Genomic DNA, 1,788 nt, shown 5'->3' with positions numbered 1-1,788 from the left:
GCGGAATCCGCAATGTTGAACACCGGCCACCAACCGACGGAGACGAAGTCCACCACATGTCCGCGCATGATTCCGGGAGAGCGGAAGAATCGGTCGACGAGGTTACCCAGCGCGCCGCCGAGCACGAGGCCGAGGCCGAGCGCCCACCACGGTGATCGGAGCGTGCGACCGATCTTGATCACACCGATGACCACACCGATTGCGACGAGAGTGAGGATCCACGTCATCGACGTCGCCATCGAGAACGCTGCCCCCGGATTGCGCACCATCGTGAATGTGACCACGTCACCGATGATTTCGATCGGCTGCCCCGGTTTGACCGCGGCGACTGCCCACACCTTCGTGAGAATGTCCGAGAGCAGGATGACAGCGGCGATGGCAATGAGCATGGTCAGCCGGCGGGGCTTTGCGGCCGGCGCAACTCCCAGGTCACCGTCTTCCGATTTCACGGCTTCCGGTTTCACGGTTTCGGGCTCGTCGGCCTTCGAGATTTCGGTAATCGGCTGATCCTCCGCGTTGACATCTCGGTCTGGGTGGTCTGTACTCACGCAACCATCATCCCTCATGTTCACCGCACCGGGTCACGCACTCTGCAACTGCGGCTAGCCTGGAGCGCGTGCCACTGCTGTCCACGACCGGCCGACGCGTTCCGTTCGCCCTCGCTGCCCTCGCTCTCACCACCGTTCTCACCGCTTGCGGCGACTCGGATCAACCTCCCACCACACCCACCTCGTCGCCGAGCGAAGTCACTGTTCCGGTGACCGCCGCCACCGTCGAGGTACTCGATGGGGGAAGCGAACCGCGCGAGGTATTGCGCATGAACTTGCCTGTCGGCACCACGCAGACGGCGACGCTCGTCACCCAGGCGGTCGTGAGTCAGCAGATCGATCAACAGCCGGCACAGGATTTCTCTTCGCCGGAGATCACGATCCCGCTCTCGGCAAACGTGACCGCGGACGACCCCACCGCTGTAGTGGACCTGACGCTGTCGTCGATGACCTCGCCGGACGCAACGCTGCAGGCAGCGCTGAGCGGGGCCGACGGATCTGCGGCCGGATTGTCGGTCACGGATTCGGGCGCCATCACCGCCCTACGGTTGAAGCCGTCCGCCAACTCGGCCAATGCTGCCCGCGCTGCAATCGAACAAGCGCTGGGCCAAGCGGTCTACCGGACCGTTGCACTCCCCGACGCTCCGGTCGGTGTCGGCGCACGTTGGGTGGTTCGGCAGCAAGTCAGCAGCGAGATCCTGCTCGATCAGACAACCACCGTCACGCTCACCGCGCGGGAGGGAAATCGGCTTTCGCTCGCGGTGGACGTATCGCAGACCCCGCAGAGCCCGGTCTGGAACCTGGCCGGTGACGCCGGAACGCTCAACATCGATCAGTACGTCATGGCCGGCACAGGCAACCTCACCGTCGACCTCGCACTCCCCTTGCCGATCGACGGGCAGATGACCGTCGGCGGCGACCAGGCGTACGGCGACCCGGACAGTTCCTCGGTGATCCGGCAGACCATCTCCAACAGTATTCGGTGGGAATCGTGACACGCCGATCGCTTCTCGCACTGGGCCTGACGGCAACGGCAGCACTGTTCGTCGTGACCGGTTGCGGCTCGGGCGAATCCCCGAGTGCCGAAGCGACGACGCCGGTTTCCGCCCCACACGTCGGTCTGGCGCCGTTCACGGCTGCTCCGGCCGCACCGCTGAGCGGGGCTCCGCTCGACCGTGACGCGCTGCAACGAGCAGCGCTCACCCTTTCCGAACTACCTGCCGACTTCGACGTCGTTCCC

General features: G+C 65.2%; 2 protein-coding genes and 1 pseudogene. 2 read left to right on the top strand and 1 reads right to left on the bottom strand.

Annotation, left to right across the window (positions count from 1 at the left end; all coding sequences use genetic code 11):
* Positions 1-548: signal peptidase II (lspA, locus tag ABT116_RS44160; RefSeq protein ID WP_351646490.1), on the bottom strand; the 548-nt coding region annotated here is incomplete at its 3' end.
* A gap of 68 nt (positions 549-616) precedes the next feature.
* On the opposite strand from lspA, the gene ABT116_RS44155 reads away from it, so the two are divergent.
* Together ABT116_RS44155 and ABT116_RS44150 are read left to right on the top strand one after the other, a co-directional pair.
* Positions 617-1,543, top strand: a complete 927-nt coding sequence (locus ABT116_RS44155; RefSeq protein WP_298773258.1) for a hypothetical protein — start codon at positions 617-619, stop codon at positions 1,541-1,543.
* A pseudogene (locus ABT116_RS44150) lies at positions 1,540-1,788 on the top strand (hypothetical protein); the annotation flags it as partial. The gene ABT116_RS44155 and the pseudogene ABT116_RS44150, both read left to right, overlap by 4 nt.

It is taken from the genome of Streptomyces sp. NPDC002130 (genome assembly GCF_040296465.1).
Lineage (GTDB): Bacteria > Actinomycetota > Actinomycetes > Streptomycetales > Streptomycetaceae > Streptomyces.
Note: the sequence above shows the minus strand (reverse complement) of the source record. Positions and strands in the feature narration are given on the sequence as shown.